The 21,183-nt window shown below is 68.6% G+C and carries 16 protein-coding genes; 7 read left to right on the top strand and 9 right to left on the bottom strand.

Going from position 1 to position 21,183, the window contains the following annotated elements; genetic code table 11:
* Window positions 1-1,244: 1,244 nt before the first annotated feature.
* Window positions 1,245-1,367, bottom strand: coding sequence for a hypothetical protein (locus tag ACBJ59_RS61090; RefSeq protein ID WP_375119092.1), 123 nt, complete (start codon window positions 1,365-1,367; stop codon window positions 1,245-1,247).
* 547 nt (window positions 1,368-1,914) lie between these two features.
* On the opposite strand from ACBJ59_RS61090, the gene ACBJ59_RS61085 reads away from it, so the two are divergent.
* Both ACBJ59_RS61085 and ACBJ59_RS61080 read left to right on the top strand, forming a co-directional pair.
* Window positions 1,915-2,349, top strand: coding sequence for a cupin domain-containing protein (locus tag ACBJ59_RS61085; RefSeq protein WP_375119091.1), 435 nt, complete (start codon window positions 1,915-1,917; stop codon window positions 2,347-2,349).
* 206 nt (window positions 2,350-2,555) lie between these two features.
* The gene (locus tag ACBJ59_RS61080) at window positions 2,556-3,101 is read left to right on the top strand and encodes a DDE-type integrase/transposase/recombinase (RefSeq protein ID WP_375119090.1); all 546 of its coding nucleotides are present in this window, start codon (window positions 2,556-2,558) and stop codon (window positions 3,099-3,101) included.
* Window positions 3,102-3,305: 204 nt separating this feature from the next.
* Here ACBJ59_RS61080 and ACBJ59_RS61075 read toward each other — a convergent pair whose 3' ends face one another.
* From ACBJ59_RS61075 to ACBJ59_RS61060, 4 genes are all read right to left on the bottom strand, one after another.
* The gene (locus ACBJ59_RS61075; RefSeq protein WP_375119089.1) at window positions 3,306-4,709 is read right to left on the bottom strand and encodes a sensor histidine kinase; all 1,404 of its coding nucleotides are present in this window, start codon (window positions 4,707-4,709) and stop codon (window positions 3,306-3,308) included.
* 334 nt (window positions 4,710-5,043) lie between these two features.
* Complete coding sequence (locus ACBJ59_RS61070; protein WP_375119088.1) at window positions 5,044-6,363, bottom strand: hypothetical protein; 1,320 nt, start codon at window positions 6,361-6,363, stop codon at window positions 5,044-5,046.
* A 139-nt stretch (window positions 6,364-6,502) separates the two neighbouring features.
* Window positions 6,503-7,777, bottom strand: a complete 1,275-nt coding sequence (locus ACBJ59_RS61065; RefSeq protein WP_375119087.1) for a dienelactone hydrolase family protein — start codon at window positions 7,775-7,777, stop codon at window positions 6,503-6,505.
* Window positions 7,778-8,441: 664 nt separating this feature from the next.
* The gene (locus ACBJ59_RS61060) at window positions 8,442-9,275 is read right to left on the bottom strand and encodes an alpha/beta fold hydrolase (RefSeq protein ID WP_375119086.1); all 834 of its coding nucleotides are present in this window, start codon (window positions 9,273-9,275) and stop codon (window positions 8,442-8,444) included.
* A 68-nt stretch (window positions 9,276-9,343) separates the two neighbouring features.
* On the opposite strand from ACBJ59_RS61060, the gene ACBJ59_RS61055 reads away from it, so the two are divergent.
* A complete protein-coding gene (locus tag ACBJ59_RS61055; protein ID WP_375119085.1) occupies window positions 9,344-10,318 on the top strand; it encodes a DUF5937 family protein in 975 nt (324 codons plus the stop codon).
* On the opposite strand, the gene ACBJ59_RS61050 is transcribed toward ACBJ59_RS61055, so the two are convergent.
* The 3 genes from ACBJ59_RS61050 to ACBJ59_RS61040 form a co-directional block, all read right to left on the bottom strand.
* Window positions 10,298-10,765, bottom strand: a complete 468-nt coding sequence (locus tag ACBJ59_RS61050; RefSeq protein ID WP_375119084.1) for a hypothetical protein — start codon at window positions 10,763-10,765, stop codon at window positions 10,298-10,300. The genes ACBJ59_RS61055 and ACBJ59_RS61050 overlap by 21 nt on opposite strands.
* Window positions 10,766-10,933: 168 nt before the next feature.
* Window positions 10,934-13,354, bottom strand: a complete 2,421-nt coding sequence (locus tag ACBJ59_RS61045; RefSeq protein WP_375119083.1) for a glycoside hydrolase family 2 TIM barrel-domain containing protein — start codon at window positions 13,352-13,354, stop codon at window positions 10,934-10,936.
* A 63-nt stretch (window positions 13,355-13,417) separates the two neighbouring features.
* Window positions 13,418-14,404 (bottom strand): LacI family DNA-binding transcriptional regulator, encoded by a 987-nt coding sequence (locus tag ACBJ59_RS61040; protein ID WP_375119082.1) that lies wholly within the window; start codon window positions 14,402-14,404, stop codon window positions 13,418-13,420.
* 394 nt (window positions 14,405-14,798) lie between these two features.
* On the opposite strand from ACBJ59_RS61040, the gene ACBJ59_RS61035 reads away from it, so the two are divergent.
* The 4 genes from ACBJ59_RS61035 (at window position 14,799) to ACBJ59_RS61020 (ending at window position 20,172) form a co-directional block, all read left to right on the top strand.
* The gene (locus tag ACBJ59_RS61035) at window positions 14,799-16,985 is read left to right on the top strand and encodes a hypothetical protein (RefSeq protein ID WP_375119081.1); all 2,187 of its coding nucleotides are present in this window, start codon (window positions 14,799-14,801) and stop codon (window positions 16,983-16,985) included.
* Window positions 16,986-17,090: 105 nt separating this feature from the next.
* Complete coding sequence (locus tag ACBJ59_RS61030; protein ID WP_375119080.1) at window positions 17,091-18,389, top strand: ABC transporter substrate-binding protein; 1,299 nt, start codon at window positions 17,091-17,093, stop codon at window positions 18,387-18,389.
* Window positions 18,386-19,321, top strand: a complete 936-nt coding sequence (locus ACBJ59_RS61025) for a carbohydrate ABC transporter permease (RefSeq protein WP_375119079.1) — start codon at window positions 18,386-18,388, stop codon at window positions 19,319-19,321. Before ACBJ59_RS61030 ends, ACBJ59_RS61025 begins: the two co-directional genes overlap by 4 nt.
* Complete coding sequence (locus tag ACBJ59_RS61020) at window positions 19,318-20,172, top strand: carbohydrate ABC transporter permease (RefSeq protein ID WP_375119078.1); 855 nt, start codon at window positions 19,318-19,320, stop codon at window positions 20,170-20,172. The genes ACBJ59_RS61025 and ACBJ59_RS61020 overlap by 4 nt, the downstream gene beginning before the upstream one ends.
* Before the next feature lie 61 nt (window positions 20,173-20,233).
* Here ACBJ59_RS61020 and ACBJ59_RS61015 read toward each other — a convergent pair whose 3' ends face one another.
* Window positions 20,234-21,175, bottom strand: a complete 942-nt coding sequence (locus tag ACBJ59_RS61015) for a hypothetical protein (RefSeq protein WP_375119077.1) — start codon at window positions 21,173-21,175, stop codon at window positions 20,234-20,236.
* Window positions 21,176-21,183: the final 8 nt, after the last annotated feature.

Raw genomic sequence — 21,183 nt, 5'->3', positions numbered from 1 at the left:
CCGCAGCATAATCACGAATGGTCGTGTGCCCACACTTTGGGACTCCGGAAGTTATCCACAACCATGCCGACCAGCACTTTCGCTCAACGATCAAGGCTTATGTGCCCGCGAACTGCGAAACTCGGGCTTCACCAGCCTGCACCATCCAGCGCAAGCAACGAAGCAGCATCACCTCGCGTAACGCCCTCTCAGACCATCGGCCGTAGAGCGATCAGGGTCGCTTCTTTTCAGATCGCTTGAAAACAGCGCAGAATGGCAGCACCGGATTCCAACCTAGACAGGTGCGCCTGATGGACCCCTTCTCCTTGCTGGCTGGGGCGGCCATCTTCGCCACGGGCATCGCGGTCGGCAGGCTCTCTCGGCTGATGCGCTCTGGCCATCGAAGACGCCCTCGCTGTGGGTGCAAACACAACGTCGCCTTCCACGACGCCAAGACGGGCGAGTGCCATGCCGTGGTCACAAGACCGGTCGCCTGGCGCAAGTCTGGGACGCCCTATGAGTGGACTGAGGATCGATGTCCGTGTCGGCGCTACAGCGGACCGGAACCCTTGCCTCAATACTACGCACCCGAACTGGCAGACGGGAATTGATCTCGCCCATGGGCTCTACCCGTGACTCCATGCCCAAGGCAGATGATCTTTCGGCGGGATATGTACGGGATGATCTCCAAGGCGATGAACAAGGAGAAAGCGGTTGTGGGCTGGTCAGCCCATGATCAACCCTGCCTACGCAAGCTCGAACCTTTGCACGTGCCATACGAGCCATAAGAGGACCGTCACCAGCAGAAATGCGGTGCTAGGCCTCTCGTGTTGTGTCCGGCCGTCTACGAGGACGGTGAGCCGCCGGTCTGGGGTCTGCCTTGAGGACCAGCCGATACGCCCGGCGGCACACCCGTCACCACCGCCGCGCGGACCTGGCCGGCGGCTCGGCTGAGCAGTAACGCATCAACACCGGCAAGCAGCACCGACCACCCACAGGACTTCTCATCGCGATGCCATCGGAGGCGGAGAGCGTCACGGCGGCAGGTCTCGACCCGCTCCTGGTCGAACTGGCGAAGATCCGTATCTCCCGGATCAGCGCCGCGCGTTCTGCCTGCCATGCCACTCGCGCCGCGCCCAGGAAGAGCAGGAGCACTGACCTCCTCACGGTGCTGCCGCGTGCGCGGAGATCGTCCGCTACCGGGCCCTGCCGAGGCTTGACTTCGCTCCCCGGTAGGTACTCCAGCTGCGTGGGCAGCGTATCAATCAACGCTGCTCCGCCTGACCGACGCCGCGCGGAGAGAGCTGCGCCTCGGGCTGCGGCGAGGCGAGCAGCGCGCACTTGAGGCGGAAACCGGGATGCATCGCGGGCGCCCCGTCGGCCTGCAAGTGCGGAAGGATAGGAGAGTCGTCAAGATGCGAGTGCGTTCCGCCAGCGGGATTCCGGCTGTCGGCATGGCCACGGCGGCATGCGCTCCCACGGCAGAGCAGGCGACCAGCAAGGTGCGTGGTGTTGACAAGGTGCCGGTTGCCGCCACGGTTGCGCAGCCACCGACCGAGACGCTGATGCCTCTGCCGGAGCAGTCTCTTCCCAATCTCAAGGGCAACACATTCACCTCGGCGATCGCAGACTTCCCGCCCGGTGCACGCGCGTTGCCACATCGCCACGACGAAGCCTTCCCTTTACGTCTACGTGCTCGACGGCGCTATCCGCAGCCGGCTCAGTGCGCACCGCCAAGGAGAGGGCTTCGTCGAGCCGCCGGGCAGCCGCCATGTGCTCCCGGAGAACATCAGCCGGACGGAACCGGCGAGACTACTGGTCATCCTCATCTCCAACCCGGGAGACGAGACGACGACCTCATCTTCAGCCGCCCATATCGCCAAACCGTCTTGTCTTTGCCGGCAACAACAAGGACCACGGAGAAGGTAGGAACCCATGAGCAACGAACATCTGCACCACCTCGAGAACCCCAACGCGACCACGCCACCGCCGAAGATCGATCTCATCTCGTCGGTGCCCTCGCCGCCGCCGATACCCGACAACGCCGAGGCGATGACGGTCCGGGTCATTCTGCCGCCGGGTAGTGAGGGCAACCCGCCGCATCGCCACTCCGGTCCCGTGTTCGGGTACATGATCAGAGGTGAGCTGCTCTTCGAGCTGGAAGGGGAACCAGAACGGGTCGTCAAGGCCGGAGAGTCGTTCTGGGAGCCGGGCGGCGACCCCATCCACTACCAGGACGCCAACAACCTCCCGGACGCCGAAACCGAATTCGTCGTCACGATGTTCGGTGTGGTCGGGCAGCCGATGCTCATCCCGGTCAGCGCGGAAGAACTCGAAGAGCGCCGAGACCGACGGGCACCTCGCCCCTGACCACTCAGCCGTTCCGGGTTGAGGAGCCGGCGGACACCATTCTCGATGAGAACGATCATGCCAGGAGCGTCAACTGGCAGAGAAGAGACACGGGGTGACGCAAGGGCGCCGCAGCGCGGCTGGCCCGCCGCGAGGCCGACGCGCAGCCGGCCGAGCGGATGCGACGGATCCACGCCGCGCGTGACGGCACCTAGGCTCGCCCCCGGATGACGGCCGAGCTGCGCGCGGCCGGGATGAAGGCCAACCACAAGCGGGTGATGCGCGAGCACGGCATCGCCGGGCTGTGCTTGTGTCAGAAGGTCCGCACCACCATCGGCGAGCCGGACGCGGCCCCGGCGCCGGACCTGATCCAGCGCGACTTCACCGCCGAGCGGCCGAACACCCGCTACGTCAGTGACCTCACCTACCTGCCCGTCGGCGGCGGCCGGTTCCTGTACCTGGCCACGGTCGTGGATCTGTACTCGCGCCGGCTGGCGGGCTGGTCCATCGCCGGCCACATGCGCACCGAGCTCTCGTCATCGACGCGCTCCAAGCTGCGGCGCACACCCGGGGCGGCCGCCTGGACGGCGCGGTGTTTCACCGCGACAACGGGGCCTCAGTGCTGCTCGCGAGAGTTCGCGCGGGCCTGTCGCCGGCTCGGCGTCACCCGCTCACGCGGAGCGGTCGGCACCAGCGCCCGTGGTGCGCCGATCCGGACGGCCTCCGCGGAGGCGCGGGCTCGGTTTCGGCATGCCATCTCGATCTGCGGGTGAGCGGCCGGCCACGCGGCCACCGGCTCGTCCTCCCGCCCGTGCAGTACGTCGACCGACGGCGCGCCTCCAGGTCCACGATGATCGTGGCGTAGCCGGCGCGTTTGCGTAGCGCGAAGTCGTCCACCGCGACCGAGACGAGTGCGGTGCGCACACCCGTCAGTACGCCGACAACAGCACACTGCGAGCTTGCTGCTTTGTGTCGGGTCATCCGGCAGCGGGCGGGGATTCGGGGGCATCCTGGGAGTCGCGTGGGAGCCGGAGCACGAAGCGGGCGCCCCGGTCGCTGTCCTCGATCCGCAGAGTGCCTCCGGCCGCCTCGGCGATCTGCCGGGCGATCGGCAGGCCAAGCCCACTGCCGCCGGTGTCCTTGTTGCGGGCGGAGTCCAGCCGGGTGAAGCGCCGGAACACCAGCTCACGCTTGTCCGGATCGATGCCCGGCCCGTCATCCAGCACCTCCAGCACCGCGACGCCGCCCGGGTAACGCTCATCGTCCTCATGCTGCACCTTGACCGTGATCGTGCTCTCCGCGTGCCTGTCGGCGTTGTCGAGAAGATTGGTGAGCAGGCGGCCAAGGTGCTGCCGGTCAGCACGTACCTGCACACCGGGCTCCACGTGGCATAGGAGACGCTTGGTCGTCTCAAGATGGATGTGCATCTGACACGCCTCGTCCACCAGTTCGGCCAGGTCGAACGCGGTGGGCGTGGTGGGCGCGCCCGCGTCGAGTTTGGTGAGCGTCAGCAAATCGAAGACGATCGACTCCAGGCGTTTCAGACTACCCAGAAGGGTGTTGCACAATCTGGTCAGCGTGGTCGCCTCGGGCGCCAGGAGGGCGTCCTCCACTTCAGCGCGCATCGCGGCGATGGGAGTTCTCAGGTCGTGTGAGGCGTCGGAGGCGAACTGGCGCTGCTGGGTCATCGCGGTGTCGAGGCGGGCCAGGGTGTGGTTGATGCTGTCGGCCAGGCCGCTGATCTCGTCGTGGTTGGGCGGCGTCGGTACCCGGCGGGAGGGGCGGCTGGCGTTGATCTCGTCCAGCTCGTCGCGGATGGCACTCACCGGACGTAGCGACGCGGTGACGATCCGGTTGCCGAGGCCCGTGATGGCGACCGCGAGCACGACCGCGGAGCCGATCACCAGCGAAGCCAGCCAGGGCTCGACCCACACGGGGATCACCGGCGAGGAGGCATAGACCGTCCAGTTCCCCTCCGGCCGGTGGGCCGACTGGGCGATCACGATGTCGCACCGGCCAGGCCCGAAGACGCCGCCGCACACCACACCTTCCCTGGTGTTCAGGCCGTCCGGGATGAACGTCGCCATCGGCGGCTTGCCCCGCAGCGCCGGGGTCGAATCAACGACACGCCCCCGGTGGTCGACGACCTGGATGTTGCGGCCCGGGTGCTCCGCAAGGGGGCCGCTCACCCTGCCCAGGTCTTCCACGGTGATGGCGACGCGGCCGCCGGACGCACGGATCTCCGAGCTGAGCGCGCTGGTGGCGTAGCGATGGATGGCGACCATCAGGACGACGGCCAGCAGCGAGCACAACAATGCCGACACCACGCCGGTGAATAGGGTGATGCGCCCGGTGATCGAGATGTTGCTGTTTACGGTCATCCTCTGCCCCCTCGGCTGGTTCGCACCGTGCTCTTGTGATGTGCGGGGGAGATTCTGATCCGGGCCCGGGGGATGAACGGAAACGACAAGTGACCCCGATCGGGACACTATTGATCATATCTACAAGCCCGAAATGGCACACGGGGGGTGTTGCCGGCGCGGGCGGTGCGACCCATACAGATGCAGTGGCATGTCGGCATTCGTGGAGTACGCCGCCGTGTTGGCCTGGTAGGTGGTGAGGTAGGCCGCCGGCGAGGTGCCCGCAGCAACGTGCCGGGCCACCGCGCCGGCGAGCCGGGCGGATGCCATGGTGGCGGCGAGAGCCGCGGGCTGGTCAGGTTTGCGGTTTGGACTGGCTCAGTAGCCACGTGAGGATGGAGGTGTCCTCGTAGGTGGGTCCGTAGGCCGCGTGGTAGTCCGGGAGCGAGAACGCCGCGTCCTCGTACTCGGTGTAGTGCACAAGGTTCTCGATCTGCTCGGGGGTCTTGCCTCGTGCGATGTAGGCGTCCCGCAGCAGCGTCCGTGTGGTGCGGGCGAGGTTGATGTTCAGCAGGTGGTCGTGTACGCCGTGGGTGACCCAGAGCGGGATCTCCGCGGCGGCGATGGCCGCCGCCTGTTCGGCGTTGACCGCGAAGCCGCCGGTCACCAGCCCACCGGCGAACAGGTCGGAACGCTTGGCGAAGGCGTTCCACAACAGTTGGGAACCGTAGGAGACGGTGGTGGCGTAGACCCGCCGCCTGTCCACGGCGAAGTCCTTCAGGAACTGGTCGAGCAGCTTGACCAGGAGGTCGGCCTCGGCCGCGCCGCCCACGCGCTGGTGTTGCGGGGCGAGCACGATGACGTCCTGCGTGGTCCCGGTCCATTTTTGCCGCAGCCAGGCCGTGGCGGGAATGTCTGCGGCCAGTTGGACCGTCAGGTTGTCTCCGTCCCAGCCCATGCCGTGCCCGGGCAGCACGACCATCAGCGGGTACGTCTTGGCCGGGTCGTAGTTCTTCGGCAAGTGATAGTGGTAGGGCAGCACCATCCCGTTGGACAGGTACGAGCCGTAGCGGAACTCATCGACCAGGAGGTTGACCGCCTTCTCGGTGACCTTTCTGGAGGTGTTCGGGGACCCCTTGGCCAACAGCGGGCCCCTGCCGATGCCGAGCCGGGGCTGTCCGTAGACGTTCTTGCGCTGGACCACCTGCGTGGGCAGATCCGGGTTCACCTTCACCGTGCAGAGGAAGGTCGGGCACTTGGAGGTGATCACCGTCCAGCCGGCGTTCTGCTCGGGGTCGAGTTCGACGATGACGTACCGGCCCGGCACCGAACGGTGATCGGCCCGGGTGGTGGCGGCGTCGTTGGTGTAGGTGCGGGTGACCTTGCGGTCGGTCAGCTTGGGCAGGTCCTCGATGGGATTGAAGCGGAAGTTGTAGAGCGTGTCCCGTACCGAGAAGGTGGAGGTGTCCAGTTCCTTCGGGTTGACGTTCTCGCCGTACTCGACCGCTACCGCGGACACTTTCTGCCCGTAGGTGTAGACCGTGGTGATCGGGGTGATGCTGCGGATCCCGGCATTCTGGCCGCTGTTCGCTTCGGCGGGCCCAGCGGGCAACAGGTTCGAGGCGGCCAATGCCAGAGTCGAGGCCACCACTCCGGCCCATCTGCCTATACGCATCTGGTGCTTCCTTTCCGGCCGTGGGCTGTACGCGTGTCCAACGGCGCTAATTCGATTTAGCAAGGGCATGTGATGATGGCCGCGGTGTAGGGGACGGTCGGAGCCAATCGCGACCACGCCCGCTGGACCGGCCGGGATGCTATTGCCCAAGTAGCCAGTGGAGGATGGGCCGGGTTTCGTAGGTCGGGCCGACGACCGCATGGTAGTCCGGCTGGGAATACGCCTCGTTCGGGAACTCGGTGTAGTGCACCAGGCCGGCCACCTCGGCGGGGTCGACTCCGGCGGCGACGTAGGCGTCGCGCAGCCGTTGGCCGGAGGTGCGGCCGTTGGTCACTGGCAGGACCGGGTCGCCGGTGCCGTGGGTGATCCAGACAGGCGTGCGGGTGGCGGCGATGCGGGCCGCCTGGTCGTCGCTGACGGTGAAGCCGGCGTTGATCAGTGCTGCCGCGAACAGGCCGGGATGCTCAGCCATCGTCCGGTAGGCGAGGGTGGTGCCCCACGAGAATCCGGACGCGTAGATGCGCTCGCGGTCGACGTTGTAGGTGCCGGTGAAGGAGTTGAGCAGGGCGACCAGGGCGTCCACCTCGGCCGGTGTGCCGATGCGCTCGGTTTGCGGTGCCAGGATGATGACCTCTTCGCGGCTGCCGGTCCATGCCGGTTGCGCCCAGGCGACCGCGGTGACGTCGACTCCGACCTGTACGCCCTCGTTCTGTCCGTCGTAACCGGATCCCCAGCCGGGCAGGACGACCACCAGGGGGTACGTGTGCCACGGCTGGTAATGCTCGGGCAGGCGGAAGGCGTAGGGCACCGTCATCCCCGGATGCTCGAACCTCTTGTACTGGAACTCGTCAGCGAGGATGTTGACCGGCCTGGTCGTCAGCGGATGGCGAGTGGACCCGCCCGCCGCGAGCAGTTTGCCCCGCCCTGACCGGGCGTAGACGTTTTCGTGCTGGATGACCTCGGTGGGCAGATCCGGGTTGATGCGCTCTGAGCACAGGGCGCCGGAGCAGGTGGATCTGATGACCGTGTTGCCGCCGGGATCGCTCGGGTCGAGCTCGACGATGACGTACCGGCCGCGGTCCGATCGGCCGTGCGGGTCGAGCGCGGGCTCGTCGTTCGTGTAGACCCGCGTCACCGTGCGGTCCGCGCGTTTCGGCAGGTCCTCAAGCGGATCGAAGCGGAAGTTGTAGATGCTGTCCGAGACCGTGAACGTGCCGCGGTCCAGCGTCTTCGGGTTGACGACATCGTCGTATCGGAGGGCCACGGCGGCGACCTTCTGTCCGAAGGTGTAGACCTTCGTGATCGCCGTGACGCTTCGTATGCCCGTTGGGCCGCCGGATGCTGACGCCGGGGTCGCCGTCGTTGCCAAGAGTCCAGCCACCGTGATGGTGATGAGTAATCGGCGGATGGTCATGGGGGGTGCCCTCCACTGCGAGTGGGTCTCGGTTCCGGCCGGCGGGTCGTCGCGCCTGGGTGGGTCACGTCCCCGGGTAGGCGCCGCCCCGTGGGTCGATGGGAGAGTCCGGGCACGGTGATGTGTCGCCTTGGCGACTGGGACGTGCTGGCCGCCTTCGCCAGGCGCCTGTTTGGTCGCGTCTCCTCGAGGCCGGCATGGTTACGCTGACGCTAAATCGGGTTAGCCGTACTATTACGGCCAGTCCGGCCGGTGTCAAGGCTTGATCACCGCCACAGGAATCGCCGGCGTGGACAGCTCGGTGGCGGACCGGGGCGGTTCGCGGCCGAGGCGTGCTCAGCGCAGGTCGCGGGTTGGGCTGGTCACAACTCGGTGTCCCTCCAGTGCGGGGCATGCGATTCGATGTCTTCCGGTACGCGAATCCGTCCGTTCAGGAGAACAAGTGGTGCGATGCCGGCGATTGTCGGCCTTCAAGCGGGCGGCTTGAAGGCCAAACGCAGCGCCGCGGCGGCGGGGCCGCGTCACTCCTTCTCGGCCGATGAGCTTCGCATCGGGCGCGTGGACCGCGGCGACCCGGGCTCGTGCCGGCCGGGGTAACCGGGCGCGATATGACGGGCCGAACCACACAACCGTCCGCAGCCCGGAACCTCCTCAGAGGAATCGCTTACCGCAGGAACGCCGCGGTGGTGGCCACGAACCGGTCGGCGTCGTCGAGCCACGGAAAGTGCCCGGCTCGGGCCTGAACGATGAGTTCGGCGTTGGGGAACAGCCTGGCGAGTTCGGTCATCGCGGGAGGAGGGGAGTTCAGGTCGACCTCACCGGCGACCAGCAGCACTGGCGAGGTGAAGCGGATGAGCGCGGCGCGGGTGGCGTCGGAGTCGAAGGCGCCTTCGGCGCCGAAGGTGGCTGCGGCCTCGCTGTTCTTCTGCCCGTTCTCGGCGGCCTTGTGGGCGCGGGCCGTCTCGTCCCAACGGCCGTACCAGAACGGCGCGATGGCCTCGAAGGCGTCGCCGGTGCCGGCCATGATCTCCTCCAGGGCCGCGAACGCCGCCGGGAACCACGGCTCGTCCTTGCGCAGCAGCGCGGTCTCCCGCCGGACGTCCGCGGTGACCGTGATGCCGACGGCCATGGCGCTCGGACCGATCAGCACGAGCTTGCTGACGCGTTCCGGATGGCGGGCCGCATACAGCATGGCCAGATTCGTACCCCCCGAATGGGCGAGAAGGTCCATCCGGTCGAGTGCAAGGTGCTCGCGCAGGGCTTCGACGTCATCGACAAGACGGTCGCAGCGGTACGAGCCGGTGTCCTTCGGCACGGCGGACTGGCCGGTGCCCCGCAGGTCCAGCATGATCAACTGTCGGTGCGCGGACAGGCCTCCGAGGTCGCCGAGGTAGGCGGAAGCCTGCATCGGCCCGCCGGGCAGACAGACCACAGGGAGACCATCGCCGAATGCGTGGTAGGCGAGCTGGGTGCCGTCGTAAGCGGTGAAGAATGGCATGCCCGCCAGCCTGCGGGAAAGCGGCGCTCCTCGGCTATCGTTTAGCCACAGCTACATGATGAGGGCGGATGGCGGTCGAGATCAGGTTCACCGCGGCGTCGGTTGCGAAGGTGCGGTTCGCCGTCTCACCGCTGGGCGAGACGGTGCTGGCGCTGCGGATCCTGCTGGGCATGGGCGGGCATGCGGTCCACCAGCCGTGGGTGCGCCAGGCGCGCCCGTTGCCGGCGGGCGAGCGCGAGCTGCCGCTGCTGCGAGCGCTGATCGCCGGGCCGCTGCCGTCGTTCCTGTTCCCGGTGCCCAGGACGCGGCTGCCGTCAATGGCGGCGGAGCTGGACCTGCTGCTCGCCACGGAAGGGGACTTCTTCCGGCAGGAGTACGGCGCGGTCCTGGGCATGCCGGTCGAGGAGGTCCCCGAGCCGGCGGCGGTCCTGCCGCGGCTGGCGGAGGCGCTGCATCGCTGCTACGAGCTGCTGATCGCTCCGCACTGGGGCCGGATGTGCGCGGTGCTGGAGGCCGACATCGGTCGACGTGCGCTGACCCTGGTGGACGGCGGGGTGCAGGCGCTGTTCGCCGAGTTGCACCGGGATATCGCCTGGGACGGCGGCCAGCTGGTGGTGCACGGCCGGCGCACCCCGCACTCCGTCTACACGGTGGACGCCGGCGGGCATGGCCTGGTCCTGCTGCCCAGCGTCTTCAACTGGCCGAACGTGGGTGTGGACAAGTCCCCGGTCACCGCCGCGTCGATCCGCTATCCGGCGACGGGCGTCGGCCTGCTCTGGGAGCCGCCCCCGCCGGAGCTGACCGGCCTGGCCCCGGTGCTCGGCCACACCAGAACGCAGATCCTCGCCGCCTTGGCCGAACCCCTGACGACAGCGGCCCTGTCCACCCGGCTGGGCATCACCCCGAGCGCGGTCTCGCAACACCTGGGCGCGCTGCGCGGGGCGGGCCTGGTGCTGACACAACGCAAGGGCCGCACGGCACTCCACCTGCGCACGGAACGAGCAACCCACCTGTTGGGCGTCTCAGGCCCGAAAGGTCACTGACGCAGCGGCCGGGTTCTCCGCGGCCAGGTCGCCCTTCACTCGGGTGTGCGCACGGTCAGCCTGCTCACCTTCCATGGCGTTGGCACCGAACACGGCCGACCGGGCGGTGCCGTGCCGGCGGACGAGCCGGCGGACGAGCCGGCGGACGCGGTCCCGGCCCAGCCGAGCATGGCCGAGCCACCTGACCGACGCGTGACCGACGACGCGGCCGTCCCGCTCCACCAGGAGCTGGTCCTCGGCGGGGTCGTCGAGCGTCCGGCAGAACTGCGCGAACTCGGCCGCCGTGGGTAACCCCGCCACGACCGACCCGGGGTCCATCCCATCCCGCACTGCGCACCCCAGCCGCACCGCGGCCATCGCCTCGTGGTCCGCCTCCCCCCGCCGATGGGGGCGGAAGACGTACCCGAGCGGCCGCTCCGCGAAGCCGCCCGCGCCGCTCGCATCCACGTCGGGGCCTCCCCGTGATCGTCTTCCCCCACAGTAGGACGTGCCCGCGGGCGGGAAGAACCCGGTTTCCGGAGGTGGCCGAGCGACGTCCCCGGGGGCGGGTGCCACCGGAATACGGCGGAACTGGGTGAGGGCGCCCTGGTGGGGCGACGGCGGCGCAGAACTGCTCTACCGTGACCGGTCCGGCTTCTCGACCGTGATCAGCACTTCGACCGGGGCGCAGTCCGGGGCGACGGCGGTCAGGCGGATGGTGCCGGGCGCGGTCGGCTGCACCACGGCGAGGGCGCGGCCCTGGTAGGTGTGGTGCTCTGTCGAGTCGAATCGTTCCTTGTTCGCCGGGTCGGCGCTGCCGAAGCCGATCAGCGTTCCGTCGCCGGTGACGTTCACCCGTACGGGCCGGTCGGCTGCGGGGTGCGGTGTCCCGGCCGGGTCGACCAGGGTGAAGGCGATGTAGGCCAGGTCGCCGACGCCGGCCGTGATGATCGGTCGTTCGGCTTCGGCGTGCAGCACGATGGGGCCGGTCGCGGTGCGCAGGACGTCGCGGCCGGATTCGACGCCGTCGCGGTAGGCGATCGCGAGCAGTTCGCCTGGTTCGTAGGTGGTCTCGAACTCGGCGCGGAACCTGTGGTGCTCGCCGACCGGTCCGCGTCCCAGGGAGCGACCGTTGACGAAGAGTTCGACCTCGTCCGCGTCGCTGTACACCTCGACGATGATCGGGGCACTTTCGTGGCCGGGCCAGGTCCACCCGGCGATGCTGTCGCTCCAGGCCCATCGGCTGCTGATGACGGTCTTGCCATGGTGTTGTGGCCGCTGGACAGCGAGGTAGGGCCGGTCGCGCAGGCCGAAGACGATCTCCCGGTAGTAGGAGACGGGAAGCCGGTGGCCGGTGATGTCGATGTCCCCGCAGCCGGCCAGCAGGTACGGATACGGCGCGGTGAACGTGGGGCGCGGGGTATCCGGTGTGACGTACTGTGGCCGGCCGATACCGACCTCGCCCAGGTAGTCCCAGCCGGTCCAGGTGAAATCGCCGATGACGTGGCTGTGCTGTTCGACCAGTCGCCAGTTGTCGTCGATGCGGGTCGGGAAGGTCTCGGTGCCCAGGATGATCCGGTTCGGGAACAGTGTGCGGTCGGTCTCGTAGCGGATCTCGGAGTAGTTCATCCCGGCCACGTCGAGCAGGCTGTAGGACTCGGCGGTGCGGGTGGTCACCAGGTCGGAGGCGGCGACGGCGTTCACGTCGAAGCCGCTGTCGGCCATCAGGGTGTTGATACCCGTGTCGTCGCCTTCCTGGGCTCGCAGGTCGGGCAGCAGGGCCAGGAGGTTGTTGATCCCGTTGGTGAGGAAGCGGGTGTCGTCCAGCGCACGGACCTTCTCGGCGAGCCTGCGGCCCCATATGGCCCCGGTGGCCGCGCCGGTCTCGGGAATCTCGTTGCCGAGGGAGTACAGGATGACGCTGGGATGGTTGAAGTCCTTGGCCACCATCGCCTCGAGGTCGCGTTCCCACCATTCGGGGAAGTCGAGGCTGTAGTCGAAGGGGCTCTTGCTCCAGGTCCACATGTCGAAAGCCTCATCGACCACCAGCATGCCGAGGCGGTCGCAGGCGTCGAGCATCGCGGTGCTCATGGGATGGTGCGACATGCGGATGGCGTTGAATCCGGCGTTCCTGAGCAGCCGCACGCGGCGTTCCTCGGCCTGGGCGAACGTCGCGGCGCCCAGCGGTCCGTTGTCGTGGTGCACGCAGGCGCCGCGCAGTTTGACCGTCTCGCCGTTGATCCGCAGCCCGTGCTCGGGGTCCAGGCGCAAGGAGCGGATGCCGAAGGCGACCTCCACGGCGTCGATGTCCGCGATGGACACCGCGCACGTGTACAGGGCGGGCGAGTCCGGGCTCCACAGCGAGGGGTCGCGGACGTAGAGGCGCCGGCGGGCGACGGCCGGCTCGTGAGGTTGTACCGTGATCGGCGCGGTGTCGGACGCGACGACGGTTCCCGCGGCATCGCGGATCTCGGTGACCAGCCGGACGGTGCGCAGGTCGTTGGAGTCGTTCGCGATCGTGGTGGCGACCTCCACGACCGCGCGTCCGGTGTCGATGTCCGGGGTGGTGACGCGGACGCCGTCCGGGCTGATGCGGACGACCTCGCCGATGAGCAGCCAGGTGTCGCGGTAGATGCCCGCGCCGGAGTACCAGCGCGAGTCCTGGTGGGTCCGGCATTCCACGCGGACCTCGTTGTTCTCGCCGAATCGCAGGAACCGGTCGGCGTCGATGAGGAACCGCGAGTACCCGTACGGGCGTTGCCCGGCGTAGTTGCCGTTGACGAACACGGTGGCGTCCCGGTAGACGCCCTCGAACTCCAGCATGATCCGCTTACCTCGGTGCTCCCCGGGCACCGGGAACGTCTTGCGGTACTCGTAGGTCCCGCCGGGGAAGTAGGCGGTCGCGGCGCCGTCCGTGGTGGCGTCGCGGTCGCGGGTGAGCATCGCGTCGTGGGGCACGATCACCGGCTCGAACGGGACCGCGGTGCCGGCCAGTTCGGCGAACGGATTGACCTTCGGGCGGAACTGCCAGTTGTCGTTGAACGATGTGCCGATCACGGCACTCCTCGGCTGGTTGGAGCCAGGCAGGTGGGACCGCCGAAGCGGGGAGCAGGCGGGACGTCAGCGGGGAGAGGCGGTGGAGCGCCGGACGACCAGGCTCGGAATGACCGAGAAGTGCACCGGCGATGTGCGGCCTTCGATGCGCTCGAGCAGGAGCCGCCCGGCCATCCGGCCCATGACGACTCCGTCCTGGTTGACGGTGGTCAGCGCGATGTTGGGATGGGCGGCCAGCCTGGTGTTGTCGTAGCCGGCCACGGAGACGTCGTCCGGGACGGACAGGCCCGCCTCGTGCAGCGCGGCCAGCACGCCGAGCGCCGCCTCGTCGGAACCGGCGAAGATCGCGGTGGGGCGCGGATCGCGGCTCAGCAGCTCGCGTGCGCCGTCATAGCCGCCTTCCTCCGAGTATGAGGTGACGGCGACGGCGATCTCGTCGGCGAGCCCGTGGTCCCGCATCACCCGCTCGTAGGTCTCGGCTCTGATGCGCGGCATCTGGTCGGCCGCCCGTTCGTGCTCCTGTTGGAAGGTGATGTGCCCGATGCGACGGTGGCCGAGCGCGATCAGGTGCTCCATGACGAGCTCGGAGCCGACCCTGTCGTCGTCGACGATCAGGTCGTAGGCCGGTGAACTGTCGTGGCGGCCCAGCACCACGGTGGGGAACTCGCGTGCCACCTGCTCGAGCCGGGTGCGGCCGACGAGTGGAGCGATCATGAGGATGCCGTCCACCTGCCGGTCTATCAAGGCGTCCAGGGCACGTTTCTCGGTCTTGTCGAGGGTGCCTCCCTGGATCATGATCGCTTGGTAGTCGGACTCGGCGAGCTGATCGACCAGGCCGGTCATGATCTCGGCGTAGAACGGGATCCCGATGTGCCGCATGAGCACGCCGATGGTGAACGCCCGCCCGCGCAGCGCCCGCGCGGCGGCCTGGGGGCGGTAGCCGAGCTCGTCGATGGCCCGCCCGACGCGGTCGCGCATGGCGTCGCTGACCCCGTAGTCGTTCCGGATGACCTTGGAGACCGCCGCCTTGGAGACCCCGGCGTGTTTCGCCACGTCGGAAATGGTCACTCTGCGTCGTCGCTCCGGCGCGACCATGGGCATCCCCTTATCCTCCAGCCAAGTCCTGCCGATCCTACGACGTCGAGATCATCGCGTATGTAGACCGGTTTATGAACCTTAGCGAACGACGGGGATCGTACGCGAATGGCTAGCAGAGATGTCGTAGACCGGTACACGTTTTTCCTTGACCCATGCGCGACGTAACGGCTACGTTAACTCGCACTCGGGGCCCGTCCCGGCCTCGCAGGCGACCCAGGTCGCCCCGGAACATGATCGAGAGACGAATGCGCACCTTCCCCGACGGCTTTCTCCGGGGTGCGGCGACCGCACCGCACCGTCCGAGGCGACGGGAGCTGGCGTGAAACTCAGGAATCCAGGAAGGGCGAGGATGTCCGAAGCAATCGACCGGCGCCGGCTCGTGCGACGGCACAACCCCGTGCTGACGTCCGCGCACCCCGCTGACGTCCTCACGGTCGGCAACGGTGACATCGCGCTCACGGTCGACATCTCCGGGCTGCAGACGTTCCCGTCCTTCCACGAGCTGGTCCCCGACCCGCACCGCGTCGCTCACGACGGGCTGTCCGGCCTGCCCGAGCAGCGCCCGCGCGTCTTCGACGCCGACGACTTCCAGATCCCCCTGCGCACCCAGTCGACCTGGGGCTGGTACGAGACGCGCCCCGGCCGGGAGCTCCGGCTGGAGGACGCGGCCACCCTGTACGAGACGTCCCGCGGCCCGGTGCCCTACCTCGACCGCATGGGCCTGCAACGGGCCGGCGACCCGATCGCCGAGGAGTTCGTCGCGGGCGCGTGGTACCACTTCAATCCCCGCCGCGCTCACCTCGGCCGCCTGGCGCTGGTCCGCCCCGACGGGACGGGGCTCGACGACCCGGCCGCGTTGACGAACGTCCGCACCGAGCTCGACCTGTGGACGGGAACGATCCACGCCGCGTACGTCCTCGACGGCGAGCGCGTCCACGTCACCACCGTCGCCGACCCGCGGGATCATCGCTTCGCCGTGCGCGTCGAGTCCGGCCTGCTGCCGCGGGGCTGGGGCGTCGCCTGGGTGTTCGACGATCAGCCGGACGACCTGGCCGCCTTCGAACTGCCGCTCGCGCAGGAGACGGTCTGGCACCAGTGGACGGAGCGCCACTGGCACGCGCGGCGCACGGTGGAGGCGCTGACCTACGGCGTGGGCGTCCGCACCACCGGCAGCCTGCGTGAAGGGGCCGACTCGGTCGTCGCGCACACGGGCGCCACCGTTCTCGAGGTCGTGGTGACGCTGACGCCCGATCAGGACCGGCAGCCGGACAGGGACGACTTCCCCGCCGTCAGCGCGTCCGCGCGAACGTGGTGGGCGGAGCACTGGAGCACCGGTGCCGCGATCAGCCTCGCCGGCAGTACGGACACACGCGCCGCAGAGCTGGAACGCCGCGTCGTTCTCTCGCAGTACCTCACAGCCGTCAACAGCGCCGGGAGCACGCCTCCCGCGGAGTCCGGTCTGACGTACAACACCTGGTCGGGCAAGTTCCACCTCGAGATGCACTGGTGGCACGCGGCGCATTTCCCGATGTGGGGCCGGGGGCACCTGCTGGAGCGCAGCCTGCACTGGTATCACGGCGCCCTCGAGGCGGCGAAGGCGACCGCTCGCCGGCAGGGGTATCGCGGGGCCCGCTGGCCGAAGCAGACCGACCCGTCCGCGCGCGAGTCGCCGAGCAACATCGGCGTCTTCCTGCTGTGGCAGCAGCCGCATGTGATCCACCTGCTGGAGTTGCTGCGCGGCGAGGGGCGCGAGAAGTCGTTCCTGCGTGAGCACTACCCGCTCGTCGAGGCGACCGCCGACTTCATGGCCGACTTCGCCGAGGAACGCGACGGGGCCTTCGTGCTGCCGCCGCCGCTCATCCCCGCGCAGGAGAGCTACCTCCTAGACCGGGCGACGAACGCCGATCCGACCTTCGAGCTGGCGTACTGGTGGTGGGCGCTCGGCGTGGCGAACGAGTGGAGAACCGAGCTCGGTCTCGAGCCGAGCGAGGAGTGGGAGCGGGTGGCGCGGAACATGCGCCGGCCCGCCCTGCTCCCCGACGGTACGTACGCCGCCCTCGCGACGCCGCCGTGGCTCATCCGGAAGGATCACCCGTCCATGCTCATGGCGCTGGGGTGGCTGCCGGACACCGACCTCGTGGAACCGGCCACGATGTCCGCGACTCTCGATGCCGTATGGGAGCGCTGGGACCTGCAGTCCAGCTGGGGCTGGGACTACCCGGTCATGGCGATGACCGCGGCCCGCCTCGGCGATGTCGGCCGGGCGATCGACGCCCTCCTGCTCCCGTCGCCGAAGAACGTGTTCCTCCCCAACGGACACAATCCGCAACTGCCGGGATTCCTCGCGATCTATCTACCGGCGAACGGAGGGCTGCTGGCCGCGATGGCGCACCTCGCCACAGCGGTGAACCAGGGGGCGGAGCTTCCCGACGGCTGGATCCTCACGTCAGAAGGGCTGGGGGCGCTCCCCCGCCCCGGCGTCCTGTGCGGATCTTCACGGACACGGAAGGAGAACGGTCGGCCGGCAGCCGACTGACAGGCCAGAACCACTTCATCGGCATTGCACGGCGTCCACCGGAAATGCCGGGGCGGGCATCAAGAGTGGCCGCCTTCCCATCCAAGGCTTCCAGAGGCGAGGACCATGGGTACGACATTCACAGCACGCGGCGCCCGCCGCCGCACCATCATCGCGACCGCGGGATCATTGGCGATCGTCGGGGCGCTTGCCCTGGCAGGCTGTTCGTCATCCGGCGAATCCACCAGCACCGGGGACGCCGGACTGACCTTCCTGAACCAGTCGCGCGGGCAGGAGGCCGCGCTCACCCAGCTCGCGCAGCAGTACACCGAGAAGACCGGCGTCAAGATCACCATTGACACTCCCGGACCGGTCGACTATCTGCCCAAGCTGCAGGCGAAGGCGCAGTCCAGATCCATGCCCGACATCTATTCGTCCTTCGACGCGTCCCAGATGGCGCCGTTCTACAAGGCCGGCTGGGCGATGGACCTTTCCGCCGAGCTGAACGCCGGCTGGAGCAAGAACTTCAGCCCCGCCGTGCTCAGGATGTCGACGTTCCGGGAGGGCAACAACCTCGGGGTCAAGCCCGGCATCTACTCGGTGCACTGGGAGACGCAGACGTACGGCTTCCTCATCAACCCGGCGCTGACCGGAATGTCGGCGGAGAAGCCGCCGGCGACGACGACCGAGTTCATCGACGCGCTCGCCGCGAAGAAGGCGAAATTCTCCATCGCGGCCTCTCAGACGCCGAACATCATCCAGGGCCTCGCCTCGAACTGGCTGACGGACGCCGAGATCGAAGCGACCCTCAACGGGAAGGCGAGCTGGAAACAGGACGGCTGGCGCAACGCCTTGCAATTCCTGCTCGACCTGAAGAAGGCCGGCGTCCTCGCCGACGACTCCATCCCCGGCGGCCAGGACGACCACCCGAACGTGGAGTCGTCCTTCTTCACCAAGTCGATGGGCGCCATCTTCGACGCCGCCCCCGGCATCGCGGTCGGCCTCAGGACGAACCCGGAATTCGACGACTACTTCTCCACCGGGCTCCCCAAGGCTCCCGGAAGCGTCCACGACCCCCGCTCGCCGGGAATCCCCGGGAAGGGCGCGGTGATCAACCCGAGGGGCAAGCATCCCAAGGAGGCGCTCGCGTTCGTGAAGTGGCTGACCGAGCCCGCCCAGCAGGCGGTGTTCGCCAAGACCGCCCGCATCCTGCCCAGCAACCCGGAGCTCCTCGCCGGCACGGACATCCCCGGCCAGCTCGCGGGCTTCGCCGCCGGGGTGAAGACCATGCAGGTCATGTCGACGACCTTCACGCCGGACGTGATCACCGCGATCAGAGCGGAGTCCCAGCGCCTGGTGCTGGGCGAGACGACGGTGGACGAAGCACTCACCACCATCCAGGCGGCGCAGGACCGTACGTCATGACGACGCAGCACCTCGCGATTCCCGCACGGCGTCCATCTCGGGCGCCGCGCGGGAGGCGCGCTCTCCGGCGCAACCTGATCGGCTGGCTGTTCCTGGCACCGGCCGTCGCGCTCGTCGGGGTCTTCACGATCACGCCGTTCGCGCAAGCCATCCTGCTGAGCTTCCAGTCGTGGGACGGCGTCAGCCCCGACACCCCATGGGTAGGGCTGGACAACTACGACTTCGTCGCCTCCGACCCGATCTTCTGGGCGTCCATGCGCAACGTCCTGTTCTTCGGCGTCGTCGGTTTCGTCGTCGGCAACGGAGTCGCCCTGGGCATGGCGCTGGCCGTCAACAGCGTCACCCGGGGCAAGACCTTCTTCCGCACCGTCTTCTACCTGCCGGGCGTGCTGTCGGTGGTCGTCGTCGGCCTGCTGTTCTCCTTCATCCTGGCCCCCGGATCCGGCATCCTCAACCGGCTGCTCGGCCTGGCCGGTCTGGGCGCGCTCCAGCAGAACTGGCTGGGCGACCCGGCCGTCGCGCTGCCCGCCGTGGCGGCGGTGTTCGTCTGGTTCCACTGGGGGTTCGGCTTCCTGCTCTTCCTCGCGGGGTTGCAGGACGTGCCGAAGGAGCTGTACGAGGCCGCCGAGCTCGACGGCGCGAACCGCTGGTCGAAGTTCCGGTACGTCACCTGGCCGCAACTGGCCCCGGTCACGTCGATCGTCAGTCTGCTCACGCTGCTCGCCGCGCTCCAGATCTTCGGGACCGTGCAGGTGCTGACCAACGGCGGACCCGGTCACCACACGATGGTGCCGACCCTCGCGATCTACAACGAGGCGTTCGTCAACTGGCGTTACGGCAGTGCCGCGGCCATGTCGGTCGTCTTCGGCGGCGCACTCGTGCTGCTGTCCGTGGTCCAGCTCGCGATCACCAGGCGGAGGTCCCGCGTATGAGCAGCCAGATGTCCACCGCTCCGGCACGACGCAGGATGCCCCTCCACAAGGTCGGACTGTACGGGCTGCTGGGCGTCGCCGCGCTGATCGCGCTGTTCCCGCTGCTGTGGATGGTGTCCGGATCCCTGCAGAGCCTCACGGAGCTGCTGTCGAACAAGAGCTTCCTGCCCGCCGACCCGCAGTGGCACAACTACGTGACCGCATGGGTCCAAGGAGAGCTCGGCGTCTACCTGCGCAACAGCGTGCTCTACACGGGATCCGCCGTCATCGGCATCCTGCTGGTGTCCAGCCTCGCCGGGTACGCGCTCGCGCGGCTCGACTTCGCGGGCAAGGGCGTGTTCACGTTCGTCATCCTCGCCGTCATGATCATCCCCGCACCCGCCATGTTCCTCGCCCAGTACAAGCTGCTCATCTCGCTGAACCTGACGAACAACCCCGTCGGCTACGTGCTGATCCTCATCACCTCGGGCATCCCGATGTCCACGCTCATCATGCGCAGCTTCTTCGTCAGCCAGCCCCGCGCCCTGGAGGAGGCGGCCGCGCTGGACGGCGCCGGCCCGCTGCGCGTCTTCTGGAACGTGATCCTCCCGCTGGCCCGGCCCGGCCTCGCCGCCGTGGCGGTCATCCAGGGGCTGGGCGCCTGGAACGAGTACCTCATGGCGCTCGTCCTGTTCGAGGACAACTCCCTCATGCCGATCCAGCGCGGCCTGACCGCCTTCACCTCCGCCGAGACGCCACAGCAGCAGATCCTCCTCGCCGCCACCACCATCTCGATCGTGCCAGTCGTGATCTTCTACCTGATGGCGCAGCGGCACATCGTGAAGGGCATCGGCGCGGGCGCGATCAAGTAGGCCGGGCCGCCGGCGTCGGCGGCCCGGGGACATTCCCGTTGCAGAGGTCCTCGAGGAGTGGCTATGCGGGGTGCAGAAGCTCCTTGCGCCTGGTCAGCAGTTGGGAGCGCTCGGCCAGCAACTGGGCGTGGCGCGCCTTCAGGTACGCCTCGGTGCCGCGCACCCACTGCGCCAGCTTCGTCACCTCGGCCCTGGTCTTCTCGATGCGCTGGTGCTTGAGCACATCGCTGATGATGTTGTCGAAGAAGGCGTCCACGAACCACCGCGTGTCCACCTTGGGCATCACCGGCCGGGCCGCGATCCCGGTGTCGGCCAGCTCGCGGGCGAAGACGTCCAGAGCCCGCTGGGCATGCCAGGCGGCCTTGTCGGCGCTGGTCAGCTTGTCGTGCTCGAAGGCGTCGGCGAGCAGGCCGCCGCCGAACACGTCGAAGGTGGAGGCGTTCCTGGCGGAGCCGAGGAAGCGCAGCACGACGCCGAGCGCCTCGTGCGCGCCCTGCCCCGCCTGGCGGGCCTCCGCACATTCGCGCAGCTCGGCGCTCGACCGGTCGATCGCGGCGCCGAGGTCGGCCAGCTCACGCGCCCGCGGATCGCCGCTCCGGATGAGCTGCTGCTCCTTCTCGGCCAGCAACTGGGCATACTCCCGGGACGCGGGGTCGAGCACGGCCAGCTCGGCGGCGGCCGCCGCCGCATCGGCTTCGAGCTGCGCCAGTCGGGCGCGGTGACCGTCCACGCGTCCCCTGGCCACCACCGCCTCGGCGCGCTCGCGCTCCAGCCGCTCCTCGCGGTTGCCCAGCATGCGGGCCAGGACGGCGGACAGCCCGCCTTCCAGCCGGGCGACGTCACGCTCCTCCTTGGCCAGCTCGAACTCCAGATCCGCCAGGGTGCCGCGGACGTCCTCGATCTGTTGCGCGGTGGCCTCACGCAGGCGCCGGACGTGCTCGGCGCGGTGCATCCTGGCGGCCGCCTCGCGCAGCCGCTCGTCAAGCTCCGGGGAGAGGGTCACGCAATGAC

Origin of the sequence: Nonomuraea sp. MTCD27, from assembly GCF_041950495.1 — a bacterium.
In the GTDB taxonomy this organism is placed as follows: Bacteria; Actinomycetota; Actinomycetes; order Streptosporangiales; family Streptosporangiaceae; genus Nonomuraea.
Note: the sequence above shows the minus strand (reverse complement) of the source record. Positions and strands in the feature narration are given on the sequence as shown.

Bases quoted from the DNA above. Each gene is read 5' to 3' on its own strand.
- ACBJ59_RS61085 (WP_375119091.1), top strand. From the start codon at position 1,915: ATGAGCAACGAACATCTGCACCACCTCGAGAACCCCAACGCGACCACG.
- ACBJ59_RS61080 (WP_375119090.1), top strand. From the start codon at position 2,556: ATGACGGCCGAGCTGCGCGCGGCCGGGATGAAGGCCAACCACAAGCGG.
- ACBJ59_RS61075 (WP_375119089.1), bottom strand. From the start codon at position 4,709: ATGACCGTAAACAGCAACATCTCGATCACCGGGCGCATCACCCTATTC.
- ACBJ59_RS61070 (WP_375119088.1), bottom strand. From the start codon at position 6,363: ATGCGTATAGGCAGATGGGCCGGAGTGGTGGCCTCGACTCTGGCATTG.
- ACBJ59_RS61065 (WP_375119087.1), bottom strand. From the start codon at position 7,777: ATGACCATCCGCCGATTACTCATCACCATCACGGTGGCTGGACTCTTG.
- ACBJ59_RS61060 (WP_375119086.1), bottom strand. From the start codon at position 9,275: ATGCCATTCTTCACCGCTTACGACGGCACCCAGCTCGCCTACCACGCA.
- ACBJ59_RS61055 (WP_375119085.1), top strand. From the start codon at position 9,344: ATGGCGGTCGAGATCAGGTTCACCGCGGCGTCGGTTGCGAAGGTGCGG.
- ACBJ59_RS61035 (WP_375119081.1), top strand. From the start codon at position 14,799: ATGTCCGAAGCAATCGACCGGCGCCGGCTCGTGCGACGGCACAACCCC.
- ACBJ59_RS61030 (WP_375119080.1), top strand. From the start codon at position 17,091: ATGGGTACGACATTCACAGCACGCGGCGCCCGCCGCCGCACCATCATC.
- ACBJ59_RS61025 (WP_375119079.1), top strand. From the start codon at position 18,386: ATGACGACGCAGCACCTCGCGATTCCCGCACGGCGTCCATCTCGGGCG.
- ACBJ59_RS61020 (WP_375119078.1), top strand. From the start codon at position 19,318: ATGAGCAGCCAGATGTCCACCGCTCCGGCACGACGCAGGATGCCCCTC.